18 protein-coding genes are annotated in these 23126 nt (G+C 70.8%); 12 read left to right on the forward strand and 6 right to left on the reverse strand.

Annotated features, from left to right (window positions below; translation table 11 throughout):
- Window positions 1-8: 8 nt before the first annotated feature.
- Entirely contained in the window at window positions 9-692 is a 684-nt protein-coding gene (locus JMV16_RS24545; protein ID WP_310737106.1) for a glycine zipper 2TM domain-containing protein, read from the reverse strand.
- A gap of 239 nt (window positions 693-931) precedes the next feature.
- Between JMV16_RS24545 and JMV16_RS16935 the strand changes: the two genes are divergently transcribed.
- The 4 genes from JMV16_RS16935 to JMV16_RS16950 all read left to right on the forward strand — a co-directional run bounded on the left by JMV16_RS16935 (window position 932) and on the right by JMV16_RS16950 (window position 5325).
- Window positions 932-1501: a hypothetical protein gene (locus tag JMV16_RS16935; RefSeq protein WP_201495472.1), complete on the forward strand. Its 570-nt coding sequence runs from the start codon at window positions 932-934 to the stop codon at window positions 1499-1501.
- Between the two features lie 150 nt (window positions 1502-1651).
- Window positions 1652-4273: a C25 family cysteine peptidase gene (locus JMV16_RS16940; RefSeq protein WP_201495473.1), complete on the forward strand. Its 2622-nt coding sequence runs from the start codon at window positions 1652-1654 to the stop codon at window positions 4271-4273.
- Between the two features lie 47 nt (window positions 4274-4320).
- Window positions 4321-4881, forward strand: coding sequence for a PEP-CTERM sorting domain-containing protein (locus JMV16_RS16945; RefSeq protein ID WP_201495474.1), 561 nt, complete (start codon window positions 4321-4323; stop codon window positions 4879-4881).
- A 63-nt stretch (window positions 4882-4944) separates the two neighbouring features.
- A complete protein-coding gene (locus tag JMV16_RS16950; protein ID WP_236580564.1) occupies window positions 4945-5325 on the forward strand; it encodes a hypothetical protein in 381 nt (126 codons plus the stop codon).
- Between the two features lie 22 nt (window positions 5326-5347).
- Here the strand turns inward: JMV16_RS16950 and JMV16_RS16955 are convergent, their stop codons facing one another.
- From JMV16_RS16955 to JMV16_RS16965, 3 genes are all read right to left on the reverse strand, one after another.
- Window positions 5348-6352: a recombination-associated protein RdgC gene (locus JMV16_RS16955; RefSeq protein ID WP_201495657.1), complete on the reverse strand. Its 1005-nt coding sequence runs from the start codon at window positions 6350-6352 to the stop codon at window positions 5348-5350.
- Window positions 6353-6419: 67 nt separating this feature from the next.
- Window positions 6420-7250, reverse strand: coding sequence for a segregation and condensation protein A (locus JMV16_RS16960; protein WP_411565042.1), 831 nt, complete (start codon window positions 7248-7250; stop codon window positions 6420-6422).
- A 23-nt stretch (window positions 7251-7273) separates the two neighbouring features.
- Window positions 7274-7480: a DUF3460 family protein gene (locus JMV16_RS16965; RefSeq protein WP_201495475.1), complete on the reverse strand. Its 207-nt coding sequence runs from the start codon at window positions 7478-7480 to the stop codon at window positions 7274-7276.
- A gap of 130 nt (window positions 7481-7610) precedes the next feature.
- Between JMV16_RS16965 and JMV16_RS16970 the strand changes: the two genes are divergently transcribed.
- Complete coding sequence (locus tag JMV16_RS16970) at window positions 7611-9095, forward strand: CHAD domain-containing protein (RefSeq protein ID WP_201495476.1); 1485 nt, start codon at window positions 7611-7613, stop codon at window positions 9093-9095.
- Between the two features lie 49 nt (window positions 9096-9144).
- Here JMV16_RS16970 and JMV16_RS16975 read toward each other — a convergent pair whose 3' ends face one another.
- Both JMV16_RS16975 and metG read right to left on the reverse strand, forming a co-directional pair.
- Window positions 9145-10839 carry a SulP family inorganic anion transporter gene (locus JMV16_RS16975; RefSeq protein ID WP_201495477.1) on the reverse strand — a complete coding sequence of 565 codons (1695 nt, stop codon included), beginning with the start codon at window positions 10837-10839 and terminating at the stop codon, window positions 9145-9147.
- A gap of 6 nt (window positions 10840-10845) precedes the next feature.
- Entirely contained in the window at window positions 10846-12897 is a 2052-nt protein-coding gene (metG, locus tag JMV16_RS16980; RefSeq protein ID WP_201495478.1) for a methionine--tRNA ligase, read from the reverse strand.
- 141 nt (window positions 12898-13038) lie between these two features.
- On the opposite strand from metG, the gene apbC reads away from it, so the two are divergent.
- The 7 genes from apbC (at window position 13039) to JMV16_RS17015 (ending at window position 23110) form a co-directional block, all read left to right on the forward strand.
- Entirely contained in the window at window positions 13039-14136 is a 1098-nt protein-coding gene (gene apbC, locus JMV16_RS16985; RefSeq protein WP_201495479.1) for an iron-sulfur cluster carrier protein ApbC, read from the forward strand.
- Between the two features lie 102 nt (window positions 14137-14238).
- Window positions 14239-15942, forward strand: a complete 1704-nt coding sequence (locus JMV16_RS16990) for an NADH-ubiquinone oxidoreductase-F iron-sulfur binding region domain-containing protein (RefSeq protein WP_201495480.1) — start codon at window positions 14239-14241, stop codon at window positions 15940-15942.
- Window positions 15939-18788, forward strand: coding sequence for a formate dehydrogenase subunit alpha (gene fdhF, locus JMV16_RS16995; protein ID WP_201495481.1), 2850 nt, complete (start codon window positions 15939-15941; stop codon window positions 18786-18788). Before JMV16_RS16990 ends, fdhF begins: the two co-directional genes overlap by 4 nt.
- A 71-nt stretch (window positions 18789-18859) precedes the next feature.
- Entirely contained in the window at window positions 18860-19801 is a 942-nt protein-coding gene (locus tag JMV16_RS17000) for a hypothetical protein (protein ID WP_201495482.1), read from the forward strand.
- Window positions 19802-19965: 164 nt separating this feature from the next.
- The gene (gene selA, locus JMV16_RS17005) at window positions 19966-21417 is read left to right on the forward strand and encodes an L-seryl-tRNA(Sec) selenium transferase (RefSeq protein ID WP_201495659.1); all 1452 of its coding nucleotides are present in this window, start codon (window positions 19966-19968) and stop codon (window positions 21415-21417) included.
- A complete protein-coding gene (locus JMV16_RS17010) occupies window positions 21414-21962 on the forward strand; it encodes a TlpA family protein disulfide reductase (RefSeq protein WP_201495483.1) in 549 nt (182 codons plus the stop codon). The genes selA and JMV16_RS17010 overlap by 4 nt, the downstream gene beginning before the upstream one ends.
- 35 nt (window positions 21963-21997) lie before the next feature.
- Window positions 21998-23110 carry a transglutaminase-like domain-containing protein gene (locus tag JMV16_RS17015; protein ID WP_201495484.1) on the forward strand — a complete coding sequence of 371 codons (1113 nt, stop codon included), beginning with the start codon at window positions 21998-22000 and terminating at the stop codon, window positions 23108-23110.
- The last annotated feature ends 16 nt before the right edge of the window (window positions 23111-23126 follow it).

The raw sequence follows: 23126 nt of genomic DNA on the forward strand, positions 1-23126 counted from the left end.
GCGGCGGATCAGCCCGCGGTGCGTGTGACGCGCGGCGCGCCGTTGCCTTCGCTGCGGTTCACGACCTGGAAGCCCTTGTCGCTGACCGTCACCGGCGCGCCCGGGGTCGGCGCGGTGTCGCTGGTAAAGGTGCGCAGCGTGCCGTCGTCCATGCGCACCTTGACCTCGTAGACGGTGGTCGTCTTGGTGCGCTTCTCGACCTCGTTGCCGGCAAAGCCGCCGCCCACCGCACCCAGCACCGTCATCGCGGTCTTGCCGCTGCCGGCGCCCATCTGGTTGCCGACCACGGCGCCAAGCACGCCGCCGGCCACCGCCCCCACGCCCGAGCCTTCGCCCTTGCGCTGCACCGGGCGCACGCCCTCGATGACGCCGCAATGCGCACACAGCGCGGCGGACTGGGTGTCCAGCGGCGGGCGTTCGGCGGCGCGTTGCGCGCCGTTGCCGGCCGCGGCCTGCTTGCCCTGGGCTTTGTTGCCGCTGTTGCCGGTGGCGGCCTTGGCCGTGTTGCTGCCGCTGTTGCCAGCCTGGGCCGTGGCGGCCGGGCTGTCGGCCACGGCCTCGGGTGCCGCAGCGGGCGCGCGCAGCATCAGGCCGGCGGCCAGGCCGATGCCGGCCAGTCCCAGGCCGCCGACGACGAGCCAGAGGTTGCGTTGCGAGGCGACGGTGGTGGTCGGTGTGAGGGTTTCGGACATGCTGTTCTCCTGATGGCGGCGCCACACGCCGCGGGCCTGCACTTGGGTGGCAGGCGATGGCTTGAGCATCGCCGTTGTGGCGCCGGCCGTGTTACCGGATGATGCTGCAGCGCCGCAATGGCAACCGTCGGATGCGTTTGCAAGACTTCGCGGCCTCAACGGTGGCGCCTTTGCGGCCATCCTGCCGACAGGGGAGGGGCTGGTTGGCTGTCCTGCGCCTGCCGTCCATACTGCGCGCCGTGCAACGCCGACGCTATCCCCCGCGCTTCAACCCTGCTCGCTGGATGGCCGGCGGGCTGGCGCTGGCCATGGCCGGCCTGGCAATGTGGTGGGCGCCGCCGGCGCCACCCGCCGCGGCGGCCCTGGCGCCACCGGCCCCTGCCGACAACGGCCCCTGGCTGTCGCCGGCCTTGGGCACCGCGTCAGCCGAACTGACGACGCCTGCAGGCGCCGCACCTTTGCCGGTGGTGCAGCCGGCACCAGGCCTCCCCGCCGCGCCCGTGCTGCCCGGCCACGCGCTGCCCACCCTGGATGCCGCCGAGCGCGCGGCCTTGCGCGAGGCGATGTCGCCCGCCGTGCCGATGGACGGGGCCAGCCGGCGCGAGTTCGAGGCGCTGCTCTTCCACGATGGCTTGCTGCGTTTGCAGGCCTTGCGCGAGGCCGGCGACCTGGGCGCCGAGCACGGGGCCCTGGTGCAGGAACTGCGCGCGGCGCTGCCGGCGCGCGAGGCGGCAGCCGATCTGGCGCCGCCCCTGCTGCAGCAGGCCCGCAGGGCGCTCGATCTGCCGGCAGCCGGGCCGCGACGCTGACCCCCTAACTGGAAGTTTCGCGGGGCGCGGCGTGATCCTCTGGACAGCGGGTGCAGCGTCGGGGTCGCCTGCCTAAGCTCTGGACACGATCGATGCACGGCTCGGGTCAGGGAGGCCCGGCTGCAGCACCCGGCGTCACGGAGGTCCAACATGACAGTCATTTCCCGAATCAAGGCCCGCCTGCCGCGCTTGCCGCGCATGCTGGCGGCCCTGGCACTGGCGGCCACGGCCACCGGGGCCGCAGCGGCCGTGCAGGTCACGGTGCTCGAGCAGACCGGCGCCGGCACGGTGCTGCGCATCACCGTCGATCCCCCGCTGCTCGACAAGGTCGAGACGCCGGCCGGCAGCTTCGACCGCTTCTCTCAACGCCTGGGCGCCGGCATGGTGCTCGGCGGCGCTGACCGCGTGGGCCAGCCCGAGATGCCGGTGGCCGGCTTTCCGCTGGCGCTGCCGGTCGACCTGAAGGAAGGCGAGACCGCTACCGTGGTGGTCGAGCCCGAGGGGCCGCCGCACGAGATGCCGGCGCTGCTCTACCCGGTGCAGCCGCCCGAGCGCACCTCGTCCGAGGTGGCCGAGCCGCCCGCCTTCAAGTTCAACCCCGACACCTATGCGCGCAGCCTCTTCCTGCCTGGTCAGGCGCTGGAGCGGCGCGCGCTGTTCAAGGGCAATGCCAACATCGAATCGTTCCGTTTCTCGCCCTATGGCTTCGATCCCAACCGCCGTTTCATCACCTGGCACGACAGCTACATCATCCGCGTGATCCATTCGCCCAGCGAGTGCTTCCGCATCGACGCGCGGCTGGACCGACGTTCCAAGGACGCCTTTGACCCTGTGGACAACCGCATCGAGGCGCGGCCCATGCCGGTGCTGAAATACGCCCTCAATGGCGAGTCGCTGGTGCGCGTGTGCGGACCGCTGGTGCCACCGATCCAGTTGCTGGGCGCGCGCTTCATCATCATTGCCCACCCCAACCTGGTGGCCGCCGCCAACACGCTGAAGGCGCACAAGGATGCGCTGGGCATCAGCACGATGGTGGTGAGCACCTCAGACCCGGCGCTCACGGGCGGGGTGTCGTTCATCGCCAACGCGGCCCAGATCCGCAACTGGCTGGCCAGCCACTGGAACAGCCACCTCGTCAAGCCGCAATGGGTGCTGCTGATGGGCGACGCCGAACATGTGCCCACCCACTACGACCAGCCCAACTGGTGGGATTCGGCGCGCAATGCCGGCGACATGTGGTACGGCCAGTTCCTGCCCGGCGCCACGGCCGAGACCGTGCCACCCTTCGGCATCGGCCGCTTCCCGGTCGACACGCTGGCCCAGGCCCAGACCATGGTCAGCAAGGTCATCGCCTTCGAGAACCATCCGCCGCCGGACTCACTTTTCCAGCAGGATTTCTACAGCCGCCTGACCTTTGCTTCCTTCTTCGAAGGCTTCACCCTCGACACGCGCTGGTTCGTGCAGGTGACCGAGCAGATCCGTGACCACGTCGTGGCCCAGGGCTACAACGTCCAGCGCATCTATGTCGCGCCCAACGGCGCCAACCCGACCACCTACCGCAACGGCAACCCGGTGCCGGCGGCCCTGCGCAAGCCCGGCTTTGCCTGGAACGGCAGCCAGGCCGACATCGTGAATGCGTTCAACCAGGGCACGGCCTTGTTCTACCACCGCGACCACGGCTGGTGGACCGGCTTCGGCGACCCCTCCTTCCAGACCGCCAACCTGGGCGCGGTGTCGGTCACGAACAACCAGTTCCCGGTGCTGTTCAGCATCAACTGCGCCAGCGGCATCTTCGACAACGAGACGGTGGACCTGCCGGCCAACATCATCGGCGGCGGCTACGGGCCCGCCTTTTCGACGGCCTATTTCGCCGAGGCCTTCGTGCGCAAGACCGACGGCGCGCTGGCGGTCATCGGTGACACCCGTTCGAGCAGCACGCGTGACAACGGCCACCTGGCCATAGGCCTGTTCGACGCGCTCTTCCCCGGACTCGCGCCCTTCGGCGGTGCCCTCCCGGTGCGCCGCCTGGGCGACCTGCTCAATCACGGCAAGGCCTTCCTGGCTGCGGTCGACGCCGGCGCCACGCCCAATATGCACCCCACCGATGCCGGTGGCGTGGCCGTGCCGGTGGAAGGCCTGCGCCAGGAGATGAACATCTACAACCTGCTCGGCGACCCCACGGTGGTGCTGCGCACCGCGCCGCCGCTGCGCTTTCCGGTGCTCAACCTGTCGCAGGAGCTGGGCGTGCTGGTCATCAAGGCGCCGCCCGTGTGCCTGAGCTGCCCGCGCGGCATGGTCATCGACCCCGAACTGCTCACCGCCGTCGCGATCGACCCGCAAAGCGGCCGCGTCGTGGGACGCACGCTTCTCAACGCGCTGGGTGACGGCCGCATCGACCTGGGCGGCTTCACCGGCAATGTGCTGCTGCGCGTGGGCTCCGGCGAAGGCGCCAGCGCCCAGGCCGCGCTGGTGGAGAGCGATGGCGACGGCGACGGCGTGCCCGACAGCCGCGACAACTGCATCAATGTGGCCAATGCCAACCAGCGCGACAGCGATCTCGACGGCTATGGCGACGCCTGCGACGCCGACGCCAACAACGACGGCATCGTCAACAGCCTGGACTTCGCCCTCGTGCGCAACAGCTTCGGCCAGCGCGCGCCCAACCGCGCCGATCTCAACGGCGACGGATTCATCAACGCCCTGGACCTGGCGCTGGCGCGCCGTCTGTTCGCCACCCGGCCCGGGCCGTCGGCCTGGCACCTGGCGCGCTGATCCCCCAACCCTGCTTCCGTTCTCGTTCAACCCCACAGGAGCTACCCATGAACTTCGTCTCCCACCTTCGACCCGTGGCCCTGGCCGCACTCGTCGTCATCGCGCATTCGGCGCAGTCGGCCACGCTGGACCTTGTGCCGTCCACGGTGCTGGCACCCCTCGGCGCCAGCTTCTCGCTCGACGTCAATGGCAATGACTTCGCCGGCAACATCATCGGCGGCGGCTTCAACTTCAGCTACGACCCGCTGCGCCTGCAGTACGACGGCCTCGTGATCGACACCACCGTCTGGCCCGATCCGGCGCGCTCGGCAGGCCTGCACGACCCGGCCAGCGGCACCGTGACCGGGGTCTTCTTCAACAACATCTCGGCCATCCTGCCCACCGGCAGCTTCCACGTCGCGCGGCTCAGCTTCACCTCGCTGTCCAGCCTGCCCAGCACGGTGCAACTGGCCGGCAATCCGGGTCTGGTCTGGGGCAATGAACTGGCCGAGGAAGTGGCCGTCAACTACGGCCTGGCCCAGATCAACCCGGTGCCCGAACCCGGCACCTGGGCCTTGATGGTGGCCGGCATGGCGATGGTCGGGGCGCGCCGCCTGCGCAAGTCCTGAGCGGCTGCGGCGGCCGGGCCTCGCCGCGGGTGACAATGCGGTTTTCGACAGCGAGGCTTGGCCGTGGATCTGAAGGTACCCATCGTGATCTCCGACGAATTGACCGACGAGGTCATCACGTCCACCGCGCTGCTCAATCTCGCCAGCGGCGAGATCACGCGCATCGAGTACCAGGACTACGACGCCGATGCCCGCGGCCTGCCGCCGCACAGCGACGACTACGAGTTCACCAGCGGCACCCTGTCCAACGACGGCAAGGATGTCGAGTTCGGCGTCGTCGTCAACCGCACCACCGGCCAGTACTCGGTGAGTGCGAGCGAGCTGCTCGAGATCAAGGTGCGCGCTGCCGCGCTGTTTGCCGGCGTCAGCGGCAAGGCCTTGCTCGAGAAGGCCGAAAGCCAGCAGGCCGCCGCGCCCAGCGGCGGCCGTCGCAAGCTGCACTGAAGGCCCCGAGGGGCATTCTTCCTCAGGCCGGCACTTCGTCCCAGGGCGCGGTGCTGTCGCCCGTGGTGGCGGCCGGGGCCGCGTCGGCCTGACGCAACGCGGCCGTGGCGGCGCTGGCGCCGGGCTGCTGCAGGCCGCCCAGCGCCGCGATCAGGTCGGGGATGAGCTGGCGCAGTTCGCCGGTGGCGATGGCCACGTCGGTGTCGAAGCCGCCGTCGTCGGCGTTCGCCGTGCTGCCCGCGCCTTCGAGCACGATGTCCAGCAGCTTGATCTTCTTGATCACCAGTGCCTCGGTCAGCACGAAGGAGACGCGGCCGGCCCAGGTCATCGCCACCTGGGTCGGCAGCTTGCCCTGCTTGATGTGCTCGCCGACCTCGGCGATGTCCAGCGTGTGGCGCGCATAGCGAACGGTGGCCTTCTCGCTGTCGGGTTGCTTGAGTTCGCAATCGCGATCCAGCGTGAAGCCGGCCGGCGCCTCCTGCTCGACAAGCCAGGCGGCCATCGCGGTGGCCGGGGACAGCGCCGTTTGAATGGGCGCAAGGCGCAGGCCGCCGCCCAGCAACTCGACCAGGCGCGTGACCACGCCGTCAGCCTTCTTGAGGCTGGCGGCATCGATGAGCACCAGGCCTTCCTGCGGCGCCAGCCAGACCCGCGTGCTGCCACGCTTGGGAAAGGCCCTCGGCATCAGCGTGTGGACGATCTCTTCCTTCAACTGGCGCGCTGCCTTGCCCTTGGGGCGGCGGCCGGTCTCGGCCTCGATGCGGTCGCACTGGGCCTCGAGCTCGGTCTTGATCACGCCGCCCGGCACCGCCTTGGTCTCGGTACACAGCTCAAGAATGATCTGCCCGCCCACGCTCTCGGCCAGCACGCCGTGCTTGCGCCCGCGCGGCGCCACCCAGCCGGCGGATTCGGGCTGGGTCGCGCCGCAGGGCGCGAAGCGCGCGCCGTCCAGGCGGGCCTCGATCTCGGACAGGGCGGGCTTGCTTTCCCAGTTTTCGATGCGGAAGACGAGGGCGTTCTTGAACATGGTGAGGGCTTCCATGGGCCGCGCGCCGCGCCCGGGCGGGGCGCGCAGCGGCGGCATTGAGGGGGGATCAGGACGGCGAGTAGGCCAGGCGCACGTAGATCGGTGCGAAGGCCTCGGCCTGGGTGACTTCGAGCAACTGCTCGCGCGCCAGCTCGAGCATGGCGATGAAGGTCACGACCAGCACCGGCGCGCCGCGCTCGACATCGAAGAGTTCGTGGAACTCGACGAAGCGCCGGCCCTGCAGGCGGCGCAGCACGATGCTCATGTGCTCGCGCACGCTCAGCTGCTCGCGGCTGATCATGTGGTGCTGGTTGAGCTTGGCGCGCTGCAGGATCTCGCGCCAGGCCTGGCGCAGGTCTTCGCTGTTCACCTCGGGCCAGTGCGTCTGCAGGCTTTGCTCGACGTGGATCTGCACGCGCAGGAAATCGCGCCCCAAGAGCGGCAGCGCGTCGATGCGGGCGGCGCCCAGCTTGATCTGCTCGTACTCGACCAGGCGGCGCACGAGTTCGGCTCGCGGGTCTTCGGGTTCGCTGCCGTCGGCGCTCTTCTTGGGCGGCAGCAGCATGCGGCTCTTGATCTCGATGAGCATCGCCGCCATCAAGAGGTATTCGCTCGCGAGCTCGAGGTTGTGGCGGCGGATCTGGTCGACGTAGTCCAGGTACTGGCGCGTCACGCTGGCCAGCGGGATGTCGAGGATGTTGAAGTTCTGGCGCCGGATCAGGTAGAGCAGCAGGTCCAGCGGGCCTTCGAAGGCCTCGAGGAAGATCTCCAGTGCATCCGGCGGGATGTAGAGATCCTGCGGCATGCGAAACAGCGGCTCGCCATAGAGGCGCGCCACCGCGATCTGGTCCACCACCTCGGGCACCGGGGCTTCGCTGGCGTCGGCCAGTTCCTGCACGCCGCCGGCCCGTGAAGCCGAGTTCAAGCGCCGGGCTTGGTCTGGTAGACGTAGGGCTGTTGTGCCACCTTGGCGTCGGCCCAGTCGGCCTGCTGGCTGCGGTCGAGCGCGCGGTCCCACAGCAGGGCGCGGCCGGCGCGCTGCTCGTCCTCGAGCGTGGGCTTCTTGGCCTTCAGCGCTTCGATGAAGTTCGTGACGTCGGACTTGTAGGGCTTCCAGAACAGGGGCATGGCGGCGGCCGGTGGCGGGTTGAGGCGCGATTTTATGCGGGCGCGGGTGACACCGGGCTGTCGGCGGGCTGGGGGATTGGGCGATGATCCCGGTCTTGCCCCGTCGCGCGCCGCTGGCGCCCCCATTCGCTTGGAAACCGAACTCAAGTTTCAGGTGCCCGCCCGGCGCAGTGCCGCGTTGCACCAGGCCGTTGCCACCGCCACGGCCCGCACCACGCGCCTGCAGGCCGTCTACTGCGACACCCCCGACCGCCGCCTGGCGGCAGCCGGCCTCGCGCTGCGCCTGCGCAAGGAGGGCCGGGTCTGGATGCAGACGCTCAAGGGCCGCGGCGACGGCCTGGCCGTGCGGCTGGAGCACGAGGTGCGCGTCGGCGTCCGGGCGGCGCAACCGCCGCTGGACCCGCAGCGCCACGCCGGCACGCCGGTGGGCGAGGCCTTGCTGGCCGTGCTGGCCGAGGCGCCGCCGCTGGAGGCCGTCTACCGCACCGACATCCGCCGCCTGCACCGCCTGGTGCGCAGTGGCGGCGCGCTGATCGAGATTGCCCACGACCGCGGCGAGATCATCGCCGGCGAGCGGCGGCTGGCGGTGGACGAAATCGAGTTCGAGCTGGTCAGCGGCGATTCGGCGACGCTGCCGGCGCTGGCGGCGCGCTGGGCGGCTCGTTTCGGCCTGTGGTGGGACGTGCGCACCAAGTCCGAGCAGGGCCACCGCCTGGCCGCCGGCGTGGCCCAGGTGCCGCCGGTGAAGGCGGTACCGCCGCTGTTGCAAGCCGGCATCACGCGCGACGAGGCCTGGCGCAGCATGCTGCAGGCGGCGCTGGCCCAGGCCCTGCCCAATGCGGCCGAAATCGCCGGCGGCACGGGTGCGCCCGAGCACCTGCACCAGCTGCGCGTGGCGCTGCGGCGGCTGCGCAGTGTGCTGCGCGTCTATGCCAGCTGGGGCGGCGATGCCGAAGCGGCGCTGGCGCTGGAGGCCGCCTGGCGCGCGCCCTTCGCCGAGCTGGGTGCGGCGCGCGATGGCGATGTGCTGGCGCAATCGCTGCGCGATACCCTGGCCGCGGCCGGGGCGCCGCCCTTCGACTGGCCGGCCCCGGCCGCGGCCCGGCCGGCCGACGAGGTGGTGCGCGACCCCGCCTTCACCGCACTGCTGTTGCGCACGCTGGCCCTTCCTTCGGCCTCGGTGCCTGTGGTTGCGACCGCCATGGCAGAACCCGCCGAGCCTTCGCTGGCCGAAGCCGCCCGCGCCTGCCTGCAGCCGCTGTGGCGGCGCGTGAAGCGCGATGCGCTCGCCTTTGCCCAGGCCGACGCCGAGCAGCAGCACCGCTTGCGCAAGCGGCTCAAGCGCATGCGCTATGCGCTCGAACCCATGATGCCGCTGCTCAAGGCCAAGGCGGTGGCGGCGCTGCGGCCGGCGTTGACGGCGGCGCTCGATGCCCTGGGCGACCTCAACGACATGCATGTGGCCGAGGCCACCTTTCGCCGCCAGGCTGAAGTCGACGCCTCGGCCTGGTTCGCGGTGGGCTATGCGGTGTCGCGGCGCGAAACCGCCCATGCCCGCGCGGTGGCACGGCTGGCCACGCTGGCGCAGTTGCCGCTGGCCTGGCGCAAGGGCTGATCAGGGCGCCGGCTGATCCGGCGCCGGTCCACCGCGGGTCAGGCGCGAATCAGACGGGTGGGGCCTCGTCGCTCTGCAGCGCCTCGGCCATGCTGGGCACGATGTTCTCGGGCCCCAGCACAGCTTCGAAGCCCGAGCGCTGAACCAGCGACAGCGGTTGCGCGTTGACGTTGGCCAGCACCAGCGCCACCTGCTGGCGCTTGAGCGTGCGGTGCAACTGCTCCAGCGCGTCCAGCCCCGAGGTGTCCATGGAAACCAGGCGCTGCATGTCCAGCACCACGGCACGCGTGGCCGGCGGCAGCTGTTCGGGCAGGGCCTCGATCTTGCCGACGGCGCCGAAGAACAGCGAGCCGTAGAGCTCAAAGGCCTGCACGCCGGGCGGCAGGTCGGCTGCAGCGTGCGGCTTGACGCTGAACAGCGTGCTCATGCGCCAGATGAAGAAGACGCAGGCCAGCACCAGGCCAACCTCGACCGCCACCGTGAGGTCGAAGACGATGGTCAGCACGAAGGTGCCCACCATCAGCGTGCGGTACTGGGCCGAGAAGTGGCGCAGGCGCAGGAACTGGTGGCCCTCGAACATGTTCCAGGCCACGAACATCAGGATGCCGGCCAGGGCCGCCAGCGGCACATGGCCGGCCAGCGGTGCCGCCGCCAGCAGGATGAAGAGCAGCGTGATGGCGTGGACGATGCCGGCGATGGGGCTGGCGGCGCCGGCACGCACGTTGGTGACGGTGCGCGCGATGGTGCCGGTGGCCGGAATGCCGCCGAAGAAGGGCACGACGATATTGGCCACGCCCTGGGCCATCAGCTCCTGGTTGGGGTCGTGGCGGCGGTGGTCGGCCATGTTGTCGGCCACGCGTGCGCACAGCAGCGATTCGATGGCACCCAGCAGCGCGATGGTGACGATGGGGATGGTGAGCTGGCGCAGGCTGTCCCAGCTCAGCGGCGGCAGGTCCAGCCGCGGCAGGCCGCGCGGCAACTCGCCGAAGCGGCTGCCTATGGTCTCGACCGGCAGCTTCAGCAGCCAGGCCGCCAGCGTGAGCGTGACCAGCGCGACGATGGGCGCCGGCAGCTTGGACAGCAGGCGCCGCGCCGCCTTCAGCGCGCCCGGTGCCGGCTCGCTGCCGGGCTCGGCCTTGTCGGACTTGAACAGCCGCGGCCACAGCACCAGGCCGGCCACGCAGATGGCGCCGATGGCAAAGGCATGGCCATTGAAGCTGCCGATGTGGGCGGAGAGCGTGGCCAGCTGCGAGAAAAAGTCGCCCGGCATCTTGGCGATGTCCAGGCCCATCAGGTCGCGCAACTGCGACAGCGCGATCAGCACCGCAATGCCATTGGTGAAACCGATCACGATGGACACCGGGATGTAGCGGATCAACACGCCCAGCCTGAACAGGCCGAGCACGAACATCAGCGCCCCGGCGGCGACGGTGGACACCAGCAGGTTGGTGAAGCCGTAGCGGTCGATGATGCCGTAGACGATGACGATGAAGGCGCCGGCCGGGCCGCCGATCTGCACCTGCGAGCCGCCCAGGGCGGAGATCAAAAAGCCGGCGACGATGGCGGTGATCAGCCCCTGCTCGGGCTTGACGCCCGACGCGATGCCGAAGGCCAGCGCCAGCGGCAAGGCCACGATGCCCACCGTGATGCCGGCACCCAGGTCGGCCATGAAGCGCTGGCGGTCGTAGCCGTCCAGGCTGTCCAGCAAGCGCGGGCGGAAGGGGTGGAAGCGACCGGGCTCCATAGAGGCTTAGCGCACCCGCATGCCGGGCCTGGCACCGGGCCAGGGCTCGAGCACATAGACGCCCGGCTCGGCGCCCTCGTCGGCGTGGCTGGCGGCCAGCACCATGCCTTGCGAGATGCCGAACTTCATCTTGCGCGGCGCCAGGTTGGCCACCAGCACCGTGAGCTTGCCCGCCAGTTGCTCGGGCGCGTAGGCGCTGGCGATGCCGCTGAAGACCTGGCGCGTTTGCGCTTCGCCGGCGTCCAGCGTCAGGCGCAGCAACTTGGTGCTGCCTTCCACCCGCTCGGCGGCCACGATGCGCGCGATGCGCAGGTCGACCTTGGCGAAGTCATTGATGCCGATTTCCTCGGCGATGGCCTCGCCGCCGGGCAGGGCAGGGGCTGGCGCAGCGGTGGGTGCCGGGGCGTCGAACAGCGCCTGCAGCCCCTTGGCATCGACGCGCTGCATCAGGTGCTTGTACTCGCCGATGGCGTGGTGGCCCAGCGCGCGCTGGGCATCGGCCCATTGCAGTGCCGGAATGTTCAGGAAGGCTTCGACCTTGGCTGCCAGCGCCGGCAGCACCGGCTTGAGGTACAGCGTCAGCAGGCGGAAGGCTTCGATGCAGACGCTGCAAACGTCCTGCAGCGCCGCGTCCATGCCGGTCTGCTTGGCCAGTTCCCAGGGCTTGTGGCGGTCGACGTATTCGTTGACGCGGTCGGCCAGCAGCATCACCTCGCGCAGCGCCTTGCCGAACTCGCGCTCCTCGTAGGCCTCGCGCACGATGCCGCCGTGGGCGCGCAGCGCGTCGAGCAGGGCGCGGCCCTCGACGCCGAGGTCGGCCGAGAGCCGGCCGCCGAAGCGCTTGCTCAAGAAGCCCGCCGCACGGCTGGCGATGTTGATGTACTTGCCGATCAGATCGCTGTTGACGCGGGCGACGAAGTCGTCGGGGTTGAAGTCCAGGTCTTCGACGCGGCCGTTGAGCTTGGCGGCGATGTAGTAGCGCAGCCACTCGGCGTCGAAGCCGAGTTCAAGATAGCGCAGCGGGCTGATGCCGGTGCCGCGGCTCTTGCTCATCTTCTCGCCGCTGACGGTGAGGTGGCCGTGGACGTAAACGCGATCAGGAGTCTTGCGGCCGCTGAACTTCAGCATCGACGGCCAGAACAGTGTGTGGAAGGTGACGATGTCCTTGCCGATGAAGTGGATCTGCTCCAACTCGGGGTCGGCCATGTAGGCCTCGTAATCGAGGCCCAGCTTGCCCAGCCAGTTCTTCAGCGAGGCCAGGTAGCCCACCGGCGCATCGAGCCAGACATAGAAGTACTTGCCCGGCGCATCGGGAATCTCGATGCCGAAATAGGGCGCGTCGCGGCTGATGTCCCAGTCGCCCAGGCCGACGCGGCCGTCTTCGTCACGCGCGAACCATTCGCGCACCTTGTTGGCCACCTCGGGCTGCAGGCGGCCGTCCTGCGTCCAGGCCTCGAGGAATTCGACGCAGCGCGGGTCTGACAGCTTGAAGAAGAAGTGCTCGCTCGAGCGCAGCACCGGCTTGGCGCCCGAGAGCGCCGAATACGGATCCTTCAGGTCGGTGGGCGCGTAGACGGCACCGCAGACCTCGCAGTTGTCGCCGTACTGGTCTTGCGCGCCGCACTTGGGGCAGCCGCCCTTGATGAAGCGGTCGGGCAGGAACATGCCCTTGGCGGGGTCGAAGAACTGCTCGACCACGCGCACCTCGATCAACTCGTTCTTGCGCAGCGCGGTGTAGATGGCGCGGGCCAGCTCGTGGTTCTCGGGCGCGTCGGTGCTGTGCCAGTTGTCGAAGGCGATGTGGAAGCCTTCCAGGTACGGCTTGCGCCCGGCCGCGACCCCGGCCACGAACTGCTGCGGCGTCTGGCCGGCCTTCTCGGCCGCGATCATGATGGGCGCACCGTGGGCGTCATCGGCGCAGACGAAATGCACCTCGTGGCCCAGCATGCGCTGCAGGCGCACCCAGGTGTCGGCCTGGATGTACTCCATGATGTGCCCGATGTGGAACGGGCCGTTGGCGTAGGGCAGGGCGGTGGTGACGAAGAGCTTGCGCGGCATGGGGCGATTCTAGGAGCCTGCGCGCGGCCCACCCCCGGGCGTCACCCTTGCATTGCCCGTTTGCCACCCCTGCGCCCACACGGCCGCTGCCCTGCCGCTAGACTCCGCCGCTTCCCATATCCCTGCTGCTGCACCCGCGACATGTCCCAAGCCGTCACCGAAGCCGCGCTGCTCAAGGCGCTAGAAACCGTCGTCGACCCCAATACCGGACGCGACTTCGTCAGCAGCCGCGCCGTCAAGAACGTGCGCATCGACGGCGGCGACATCGCCTTCCAGATCGAGCTGGGCTACCCGGGCAAGAGCCAGCACGCGGCGCTGCGCAAGGCGCTGATCGCCGCCGCGCGCAGCCTGCCGGGGGTGGACAACGTCAGCGCCGAAATCGCCACCCGCGTCGTCGCCCACGCGGTGCAGCGCGGCGTGCAGTTGCTGCCGCGAGTCAAGAACATCATCGCCATTGCCTCGGGCAAGGGCGGCGTCGGCAAGAGCACGACCACCGTCAACCTGGCGCTGGCCCTGGCCGCCGAGGGCGCCAGCGTGGGCATCCTCGACGCCGACATCTACGGCCCCAGCCAGCCCATGATGATGGGCATCAGCGGCCGCCCCGAAAGCGCCGACGGCAAGAGCATCGAGCCGATGGAGAACCACGGCGTGCAGGTCATGAGCATCGGCTTCCTGATCGAGCCTGACCAGGCCATGATCTGGCGCGGCCCCATGGCCACCCAGGCGCTCGACCAGTTGCTCAACCAGACCGCCTGGCGCGATCTCGACTACCTGCTGGTCGACATGCCGCCCGGCACCGGCGACATCGCGCTCACGCTCAGCCAGCGCGTGCCGCTCACCGGCGTGGTCATCGTCACCACGCCGCAGGACATCGCCCTGCTCGACGCTCGCAAGGGCCTGAACATGTTCGAGAAGGTCGGCGTGCCCATCCTCGGCATCGTCGAGAACATGGCCGTCTACTGCTGCCCGAACTGCGGCCACACCGAGCACATCTTCGGCGCCGATGGCGGCAAGCGCATGTCGGCCGAGTACAAAGTTGACTACCTCGGCGGCCTGCCCCTGACGATGGCCATCCGCGAGCAGGCCGACAGCGGCCGCCCCACCGTGGTGGCCGATCCCGACGGCGATATCGCCGCCATCTACAAGGCGGTGGCGCGCCAGGTGGCCGTCAAGATCGCGCTCAAGGCCAAGGACTTCTCGGCCAAGTTCCCGACCATCAGCGTCTCCAAGGCGACCTGAGCCGGCGGCCCGCGCGGCCCGGCCTGGGACGGCGGTTCACACTCTGTCATCCCGGGAAGCCCCCCAGGGTCGCGGCGGGGGCGGTGCGCTACGCTAGGGAATGTGAGCAAGCCCATCATTCCCATCGTCCCTGCCGAAGCACCCGCTGAGGCCCGCCTGCGCCGCCGCCGCGCCCCCAAGGGCCGCCAGGTCGACCCCGCCGCTGCGCAGGAGTTGGCCGTCTGGCTGGGTGACGCGCCGCCGCGGCGCGAGTTGCTGATCGAATACCTGCACCTCATCAACGACCGCCTGCACGGGCTGCCGGCGGCGCATCTGGCGGCGCTGGCGCAGTGGCTCAAGCTGTCGGCGGCCGAGGTCTACGAGGTGGCGAGCTTCTACCACCACTTCGAGATCATCAAGGAGGGCGAGGCGGCGGCGCCGGCCCTCACGGTGCGCGTCTGCGACGGCCTCTCGTGCGCGATGTCGGGCGCGGCCGGGCTGCTGCACAAGCTGCCGGCCCTGCTGGGACCGGGCGTGCGCGTCGTGGCCGCGCCCTGCGTCGGCCGCTGCGAGACGGCGCCGGTGGTGGTGGTACACCAGCATCCGGTGCTGCAGGCCAGCGCGGGTTCCGTGCAGGCCGCGGTGCAACAAGGCGAGCACCGCGACGAGGTGCGAGGCCAGATCGGCTTTGATGCTTACCGTGCCGGTGGCGGCTATGCGCTGCTGCTGGACTGCCTGCAAGGTCGCCGCGACGCCGATGCGATGATCGCCCTGCTCGACGATGCCGGCCTGCGCGGCCTGGGCGGGGCGGGCTTTCCGGCCGGGCGCAAGTGGCGCATCGTGCGCGGCCAGCCGGCGCCGCGCCACATGGCGGTGAACATCGACGAGGGCGAGCCGGGCACCTTCAAGGACCGCTGGCTGCTCGAACGCGACCCCCACCGCTTCCTCGAAGGCATGCTGATTGCGGCCTGGGCCGTGGGCATCGCCGGCATCTGGATCTACCTGCGCGACGAATACCACGGCTGCCGCGCGATGCTGGAGGCCGAACTCGCCGCGCTGCGCGCCGCCATCCCCGGCCTGCCGCCCATCGAGTTGCGGCGCGGCGCCGGCGCCTACATCTGCGGCGAAGAGTCGGCCATGATCGAATCGATAGAAGGCAAGCGCGGCATGCCGCGCCTGCGCCCGCCCTATGTGGCCGAGGTCGGCCTCTTCGGCCGCCCGACGCTGGAGCACAACCTCGAGACGCTTTTCTGGGTGCGCGAGCTGGTCGAGCGGGGCCCGGCCTGGTTTGCCGAGCAGGGCCGCCACGGCCGCAAGGGCCTGCGCCGCTTCAGCGTCAGTGGCCGCGTGCGCGAGCCTGGCGTCAAGCTGGCGCCGGCCGGCATCACGCTGCGCGAACTGGTCGACGAGTTCTGCGGCGGCATGCATGACGGCCACACGCTCTACGCCTACCTGCCGGGCGGCGCCTCGGGCGGCATCCTGCCCGAGCGCCTGGCCGATGTGCCGCTGGACTTCGACACCCTGCAGCCGCACGGCTGCTTCATAGGCTCGGCCGCCGTCATCGTGCTCTCGCAGCAAGACCGCGCGGTTGACGCGGCGCGCAATGTGATGCGCTTCTTCGCCGACGAATCCTGCGGCCAGTGCACGCCCTGTCGCGCCGGCACGGCCAAGGCCGGCGCACTGATCGCCAGCGAGCGCTGGGATCAGCCGCTGCTGGCCGAGCTGTCGCAGCTGATGCGCGACGCCAGCATCTGCGGCCTGGGCCAGGCGGCGCCCAACGCCACCGACTGCGTGATGCGCTACTTTGCGCAGGAGCTGCAAGCATGAATGCCCTCACCCGCGCCGAGCGCGCCGGGCTCGAAGCGCCCACCGTCAACTTCACGCTCGACGGCCGCGAGGTCGCGGCGCGCGCCGACGAATCCATCCTGCAGGCGGCCCAGCGCGTCGGTGTCGAAATTCCCCACCTGTGCTGGAACGAAGGTCTGGAGCCGGCCGGCAACTGCCGCGCCTGCATGGTGGAGGTCAAGGGCGAGCGCACGTTGGCCGCCAGTTGCTGCCGCCGCCCGACGGCGGGCATGGAGGTCAAGAGCACGAGCGAGCGCGCCCGCAGTGCGCAGAAGCTGGTGCTCGAATTGCTGCAGAGCGACCTGCCCGAGCAGGCCCACACGCGCGACAACGAGGTCGACGCCTGGGCCGCCAAGCTGGGCGTGGGCAAGCCGCGCTTTGCGCCGCGTGCGGCGGTGGCGGCCGATCTCAGCCACCCGGCCATTGCCGTCAACCTCGACGCCTGCATCCAGTGCACGCGCTGCCTGCGCGCCTGCCGCGACGAACAGGCCAACGACGTCATCGGCCTGGCCTTCCGTGGCGAGCACGCCAAGATCGTGTTCGATTTCGACGACGCCATGGGTGCCAGCAGCTGCGTGGCCTGTGGCGAATGCGTGCAGGCCTGTCCCACCGGCGCGCTGTCGCCGGCGCGCGGCGCGGCCCTGGCCGTGCCCGACCAATCGGTGGATTCGGTCTGCCCCTATTGCGGCGTCGGCTGCCAGCTCACCTACCACGTCAAGGACGACCAGATCATCTATGTCGAAGGCCGCGACGGCCCGGCCAACCGCGGTCGGCTCTGCGTAAAGGGCCGCTACGGCTTCGACTACGCCCGCCACCCGCACCGCCTGACGGTGCCACTGGTCCGCCGCGCCGATGCACCCAAGCGCGCCGACGCCATCAGCGACCCGGCGGTGGCGCGCGGCTATTTCCGCGAGGCCACCTGGGAAGAAGCCCTGGCCCATGCCGGCGGCGCGCTGCGCCGCATCCGTGATGACCATGGCGCGCGGGCACTCGCCGGCTTTGGCTCGGCCAAGGGCAGCAACGAAGAGGCCTACCTGTTCCAGAAGCTGGTGCGCCTGGGCTTCGGCAGCAACAACGTCGACCACTGCACGCGGCTGTGCCACGCCAGCAGCGTGGCCGCGCTGCTGGAAGGCATAGGCTCGGGCGCGGTGAGCAACCCGGTGCTCGATGTCGCGGCGGCCGAGGTCGTCATCGTCATTGGCGCCAACCCGGTGGTCAACCACCCGGTGGCCGCGAGCTGGATCAAGAACGCGGTGCGCCGCGGCACCCAGCTCATCCTGATGGACCCGCGCCGCAGCGAGCTGGCCCGCCACGCCCACCGCTACCTGCCCTTCAAGCCCGACAGCGACGTGGCCCTGCTCAATTCGATGATGCACGTCATCGTCGAGGAAGGCCTGGTCGCGCCCGAGTTCATCGCCAGCCGCACCGAGGGCTACGAGGCCCTGGCCGCCAATGTGCGCGGCTACAGCCCCGAGGCCATGGCGCCGGTGACCGGCATCGATGCCGACACCCTGCGCGAAGTGGCCCGCCTCTACGCCAGCAGCCGCGCCAGCATGATCTTGTGGGGCATGGGCGTCAGCCAGCACGTACACGGCACCGACAACGCACGCTGCCTGATTGCGCTGGCGCTGATGACCGGGCAGATCGGCCGTCCCGGCACCGGCCTGCACCCGCTGCGCGGGCAGAACAATGTGCAGGGCGCGTCCGACGCCGGGCTGATCCCGATGATGTACCCGGATTACCAGCGCGTCGGCGAACCGGCGGCGCGCGAGCGCATCGCCGCCGCCTGGGGCGTGCCGGTGCAGCAGCTGGACCAGAACCCCGGCCTCACGGTGGTGGAGGTGATGAACGCCATCCTCGCCGGCAGCGTCAAGGGCATGGTGGTGATGGGCGAGAACCCGGCCATGAGCGACCCCGACGCCGGCCATGCGCGCGAGGCGCTGGCCGCGCTGGAGATGCTGGTGGTGCAGGACATCTTCCTCACCGAGACCGCCTGCCTGGCCGACGTGGTGCTGCCGGCCTCGGTCTTCGTCGAGAAGACCGGCAGCTTCACCAACACCGACCGCCTGGTGCAGCTGGGCCGCCGCGCCCTCGGCCTGCCCGGCCAGGCGCGCCAGGATCTGTGGATACTCACGGCCCTGGCCGAACAGCTGGGCCTGGACTGGAGCGCCTACGGCGCCACCCCGGCCGACTGCGACGCCGCCGCCGGCCGCGTGTTCGAAGAAATGCGCGGCGTCATGCCCAGCATCGCCGGCATCAGCTGGGCGCGGTTGCAGCGCGAAGGCAGCGTCACCTATCCCTGCGAGCACGAGGGCGACCCGGGCCAGCCGGTGGTCTTCACCGAGCGCTTCCCCACCACCAGCGGGCGGGCGCGCTTCGTTCCAGCCGACATCGTGCCGGCCGACGAGCGCCCCGATACCGACTACCCGCTGGTGCTGATCACCGGCCGCCAGCTCGAGCACTGGCACACGGGCAGCATGACGCGGCGTTCGGGCGTGCTCGACGCGCTCGAGCCCGATCCGGTGGTGCTGCTGCACCCGCTGCAGCTGGCCCGCCTGGGTGTGGCGCCGGGCGCGCTGGTGACGCTGGAGTCGCGCCGCGGCACCGTGAGCCTTTATGCGCGTGCCGACGAAGGCATGCCGCAGGACGCGGTCTTCGTCGCCTTCTGCTGGTTCGAGGCGGCGGTGAACAAGCTCACCAATCCGGCGCTGGACCCGGTGGCCAAGATCCCCGAGTTCAAGTACTGCGCCGTGCGCTTGCGCGCCGGGGGCGAGCTGCCGGCGGCGGCCACCTTCGGCGGCGGCCAGCTGCTGCCGGCCCACGGGTGAAGGCGCCGGCGCCGCCATCCCCCGCTTGAGCATTGCACCGGGCCCCGTGCCCGGCTCAAAATGCGCGCCCCATGATCATCAACCTCTGCCTCGCCTGCCGCAAGGTCAACGCCCCCGAGGCCTTGGCCTGCGAGGCCTGTGGCGCGCGGCTCGACGACTTCGTCACCCAGCCCATGCCCTTGCAGCCGCGCCGGCAGCCGCCCAACCACGGCTCGATCTGGCTCGAGGACCTGGCCGCTCCGCGCCCGCGCGAGGCTGGGGCATCCGAGCTGCACATCACGCTGCGCAACGTCAAGGTGCCCGAGCCGGTGCCGCCCGAGCAACGCGGCGTCGACGGTCCCCTGGTGACCGATGTCGATCTGCCGATGCGTTTCGCGTCGGCGCCGGTCGCCACGCTGGCCGTGCCGGTGGCCGTGGTGGCCGTGGCGGCCGAGGTCCCGGCCGCCAAGCCCCCACTTCCGCCGGCCGCGCCGCCGTCCGAACTGTCTTTCGACTTCATCACCGACCTCGCCGCGCGGCGCGCACGCAAGGTCGAGCGCCGCGCCAGCGTCAGGCGGGCCCGCCTGGCGAGCCTGAGCCAGGACCAGGGCCATCGCGACGGGCCGTCGGCGGTCGAGGTGCTGGTGATGGATGCCGACGAGCAGGCACGCCTGCTGCTGGGCGTGCTGCTGCAGCGCTTCGGCTTCGTCGTGCGCGTTACCGGCGACCCGGCGCTGGCCAGCGGGCTGGCGCGCAGCCGCCCCATCGTCGCTGCCTTCGTCGGCATCGCGCCCGAGGATGGCAACGACCCCGGCCTGGGCGTGTGCCGCGAGCTGCACGAGATCGCCCGCGCCCGCACCGGCAGCCGCCTGCTGCTGACCGGCGTGGCCAGCCACGCGCGGCCCATAGACCGCGTCCATGCCGACCTGGCCGGCTGCGACGAGATGATCGTCAAGCCGGTGACGCGCGGCGCCGTGGCCCGCGTGCTCGACGAGCACGGCATCGCGCTGCCCACCGACGCACGCAGGGCCTGAGTCGCAATCAGGGCCGCGACCCCTGGCCGCAGCAGGCTGGCCGGCGATTGGGCCAGAATGCGCGCTCCGCTGTGCAACGTGAGATGACGCAAGGCAGCCGCGCTCGCGGCCGGGGCCGGTCGCCGCGAGGTGCCCGCTTTCTCGATGGGGAGTTGTTCTTGAGCATGCGTTCCAGTGCTACCGCGCACGCGCTGCCGCCGCCAGGGGTCAAGGCCGAGGTCAAGGATCTGCCTGCCGTCGACCGCCTGCTTCGCGACGCGGCCGTGGCTGCACTCGTTGTCGAGCACGGCCACACCCTGGTGGCTTGGCAGGCGCGAACGCTGCTCGAAGGTCTACGAACGCGGGCCCTCACCGGCCTCCTGGCGCGCGCCGAGATCGAACCCGGCGCACTGGCTGCGGCGCTGGCGCGCGCCGTGGCCGTGCGCCTGGCGCCGCGGCTGCGCACCGTGCTCAATCTCAGCGGCACGGTGATCCACACCAACCTCGGCCGGGCGCTGCTGGCCGAGGGCGCGCTGGCCCATGTGCTGTCGGCGATGGCCGGCCCCAACAACCTCGAGTACGACCTGCAAAGCGGTGGCCGCGGCGACCGCGACAGCATCGTCGAGGAGCTGCTGTGTACGCTCACCGGCGCCGAGGCGGCGACGGTGGTCAACAACAACGCCGCCGCCGTGGTGCTGACCATCGCCGCGCTGGCACGCCGGCGCGAGGTCATCGTCTCGCGCGGTGAACTGGTCGAGATCGGCGGCGCCTTTCGCATGCCCGATGTGATGGCCGCCGCCGGCGCACGCATGGTCGAAGTCGGCACCACCAACCGCACCCATGCGCGCGACTATGCCGACGCCATCGGCCCGCGCACGGCGCTGCTGATGAAGGTCCACACCAGCAACTACGCGGTGCAGGGATTCACGGCCGTGGTCGATGAGGCCGAGCTGGCCGCCATCGCCCACGCCCGCGGCCTGCCGCTGGCCAGCGACCTGGGCGCCGGCTCGCTGGTCGACCTGGCGGCCTACGGCCTGCCGCACGAGCCCACGCCGCGCGAGAAGCTGGCAGCCGGCTGCGATGTGGTCAGCTTCAGCGGCGACAAGCTGCTGGGCGGGCCGCAGGCTGGCCTCATCGTCGGCAGCCGCGCTGCCATAGGCCGCATCCGCAAGTTTCCGCTCAAGCGCGCGCTGCGCATGAGCAAGCTGCCGCTGGCCGCGCTCGAGGCCACGCTGATGCTCTACCTGCGCCCCGAGCGCCTGGCGCGCGACCTGCCCACGCTGCGCCTGCTGACGCGGCCGGCGGCCGAGATCCGCGCGCTGGCCACGCAATTGCAGCCGGCCGTGGCGGCGGCCGTGGCGCCGCGCTTAGTGGTCAGCGTGGTCGAACTGCTGGGGCAGATCGGCTCGGGTTCGCTGCCGGTCGACCGCCTGCCCTCGGCCGGGCTGGCGCTGGCGCCGCTGCAGAAGAAGGGTGCGGGCCGCGCTCTCGACGCGCTGGCCACGGCGCTGCGTGCGCTGCCGCTGCCGGTGATAGGCCGCATCGCCGAAGACCGCCTGCTGCTCGACCTGCGCTGCCTGGAAGACGCGGCGCCGTTCCTGGCCCAGCTGCCGATGCTGCAGGAGGCCCTGGCATGAAGACTGGCGGCCTCACGCGACGCGGCTTTGCCGTCCTGACTGCGGGCGCAGCGGCCGCAGCCGCGCTGCCGGCCGTGGGGCAGGGCGCCGAGGGCGAGGTCCAGCCCCGGCCCTGGCCCAAGGGCAGGGCGACGCCGGCGCTCGCCCTGCCCAGCCATGAAGGCCCGCCCTGGAGCCTGGCCGGCGCCCGGGGCAGCCCGGTGCTGCTGAATTTCTGGGCCAGCTGGTGCGAGCCCTGCCGCAGCGAGATGCCCTCGCTCGAACTGCTGGCCCAGCGCCACGAGGCGCGCGGCCTGCAGGTCATGGCCATCAACTTCCGCGAGACCGATGCCGCGGTGCGGCGCTACCTGGCGCAGTGGCCCATCACGCTGCCCATACTGCGCGATGCCGACGGCACCGCCGCCCGCGCCTTCGGTGTGCGCATCTTTCCCACCACCATCGCTGTCGCCCGCGACGGGCGGGCGGTGTTCTCCGTGGTCGGCGAAGCCGACTGGACCGGCAGCGAGGCGCAGCGCTGGATCGCGCCCCTGCTGTCGTCAACCTGATCCCGACCCCAAACTTCACCAAGCTGGAGCAAGCCATGAACCCCACCATCACGCGTCGTCAGGCCCTCACCCGCGGCGGCGCCCTGGCCGCGCTGCCGCTGCTGCCCGGCCTCGCCCGCGCGCAGGATCGGCGTTTCGAGCCCCGGCTCGAGGGCTGGCGCACGTTCGAAGTGACGACCACCGTCAACGTCGCCGATGCCCAGGGCGGCACGCGCGTCTGGCTGCCGGTGCCGGGCCTGGACACCGGCTTCCAGCGCACGCTGGACAACGGCTGGAGCGGCAACGCCGGCAGCGCCCGCCTGGTGAGTGATGCTGCCCGTGGCGTGCGCATGCTGTACGCCGAATTCCCGGCCGCGGTGGCGGCGCCCATGCTGCAGCTGGTGAGCCGGGTGCAGACGCGCAACCGCGTCGTCGACTGGTCGCGGCCCACGCCCGCCAAGGAAGACCCTGCGGTGCTGAGGGAAGCGCTGCAGCCGGCCGAACTGCTGCCGCTGGACGGCATCGTGCGCAAGACCGCGCTCGAGGCCACGCGCGGCGCGCGCACTGACGTCGACAAGGCGCGCGCCCTCTACGACTGGGTCGTCGCCCATGCCCACCGCGAGCCCAAGGTGCGCGGCTGCGGCACCGGCGACATCAAGACCATGCTCGAGACCGAGAACCTGGGCGGCAAGTGCGCCGACCTCAACGCCCTCTTCGTCGGCATGTGCCGCAGCGTCGGCGTGCCGGCGCGCGATCTCTACGGCCTGCGCCTGGTGCCCTCGGCCTTCGGCTACCGCGAGCTGAGCGGCAACCCGGCCAACCTGAAGGGTGCCCAGCACTGCCGCGCCGAGGTCTATCTGCGCCAGCATGGCTGGGTGGCGATGGACCCGGCCGACGTGCTCAAGGTGATGCGCCAGGAAACGCCGGAGTGGATCAAGGACACCAGGCACCCGCTGGTGGCGCCGGTGGCCAAGGGCCTGTTCGGCAACTGGGAAGGCAACTGGCTGGCCTACAACACCGCCCACGACGTGACGCTGCCGGGTGGCAGCGGCAAGGGCACGCTGCCCTTCCTGATGTATCCCCAGGGCGAGAACGGCAGCGGTCGCTTCGACGAGCTGGCGCCGGACAACTTCCGCTACACGATCTCGGCGCGCGAGATCACGGCCTGAGCCTGGCGGGCGCGGC

The sequence above is a fragment of the Rubrivivax sp. A210 genome, assembly GCF_904426505.1.
Classification (GTDB): Bacteria; Pseudomonadota; Gammaproteobacteria; order Burkholderiales; family Burkholderiaceae_C; genus Rubrivivax.

What these genes read in the sequence shown, in the direction of transcription:
- JMV16_RS24545 (WP_310737106.1), bottom strand. Translation starts at nt 692, where the DNA reads ATGTCCGAAACCCTCACACCGACCACCACCGTCGCCTCGCAACGCAAC.
- JMV16_RS16940 (WP_201495473.1), top strand. Translation starts at nt 1,652, where the DNA reads ATGACAGTCATTTCCCGAATCAAGGCCCGCCTGCCGCGCTTGCCGCGC.
- JMV16_RS16945 (WP_201495474.1), top strand. Translation starts at nt 4,321, where the DNA reads ATGAACTTCGTCTCCCACCTTCGACCCGTGGCCCTGGCCGCACTCGTC.
- JMV16_RS16955 (WP_201495657.1), bottom strand. Translation starts at nt 6,352, where the DNA reads ATGTTCAAGAACGCCCTCGTCTTCCGCATCGAAAACTGGGAAAGCAAG.
- JMV16_RS16965 (WP_201495475.1), bottom strand. Translation starts at nt 7,480, where the DNA reads ATGCCCCTGTTCTGGAAGCCCTACAAGTCCGACGTCACGAACTTCATC.
- JMV16_RS16975 (WP_201495477.1), bottom strand. Translation starts at nt 10,839, where the DNA reads ATGGAGCCCGGTCGCTTCCACCCCTTCCGCCCGCGCTTGCTGGACAGC.
- metG (WP_201495478.1), bottom strand. Translation starts at nt 12,897, where the DNA reads ATGCCGCGCAAGCTCTTCGTCACCACCGCCCTGCCCTACGCCAACGGC.
- apbC (WP_201495479.1), top strand. Translation starts at nt 13,039, where the DNA reads ATGTCCCAAGCCGTCACCGAAGCCGCGCTGCTCAAGGCGCTAGAAACC.
- fdhF (WP_201495481.1), top strand. Translation starts at nt 15,939, where the DNA reads ATGAATGCCCTCACCCGCGCCGAGCGCGCCGGGCTCGAAGCGCCCACC.
- JMV16_RS17000 (WP_201495482.1), top strand. Translation starts at nt 18,860, where the DNA reads ATGATCATCAACCTCTGCCTCGCCTGCCGCAAGGTCAACGCCCCCGAG.
- selA (WP_201495659.1), top strand. Translation starts at nt 19,966, where the DNA reads ATGCGTTCCAGTGCTACCGCGCACGCGCTGCCGCCGCCAGGGGTCAAG.
- JMV16_RS17010 (WP_201495483.1), top strand. Translation starts at nt 21,414, where the DNA reads ATGAAGACTGGCGGCCTCACGCGACGCGGCTTTGCCGTCCTGACTGCG.
- JMV16_RS17015 (WP_201495484.1), top strand. Translation starts at nt 21,998, where the DNA reads ATGAACCCCACCATCACGCGTCGTCAGGCCCTCACCCGCGGCGGCGCC.